Raw genomic sequence first — 437 nt, forward strand, 5'->3', positions numbered from 1 at the left:
GTTTCGTCACCAGCGGCGCGCAGGCCAAGGCCTCGGCGGACTTCAAGTACGACACGCGGCTGGAGGGCAACCACAACAGCGGTCACCTGTATGGCACGACGCTGTCGACGACGACAAGCGTGCGTTGATCGAATTCATGAAAACCCTGTAAGCCCTTACGGAGAGAGGATTACGCCATGTCACTGGTCAGTCATTGGGAACACGAGTACGACAAGGTCAAAGTACGCATTCACGGCTTGGTCACCCGCATGGAAATGGCCTGGATGAAGCTCGTCAGCGAGCTTGAGCCGCATGAGTTCGAGGCCATCATCAAGCTGCTCCAGCGGGGGCACGATCAGGCGCAGTACGTGCTGAAAAACGGCGAGTTGCCGGACGACGAACCGGGCGTGCCCTGGGAGCTGTCTCACGGCTTGTCGATCTTGCGCATCGGCAACGCA

The 437-nt window shown here is 59.3% G+C and carries 1 pseudogene; it reads left to right on the top strand.

The features are described from left to right. Positions 1-176: 176 nt before the first annotated feature. Positions 177-437: pseudogene (locus AACY49_RS31175) on the top strand (metallophosphoesterase); the annotation flags it as partial.

Source organism: Pseudomonas sp. EL_65y_Pfl2_R96, assembly GCF_963970905.1.
In the GTDB taxonomy this organism is placed as follows: domain Bacteria; phylum Pseudomonadota; class Gammaproteobacteria; order Pseudomonadales; family Pseudomonadaceae; genus Aquipseudomonas.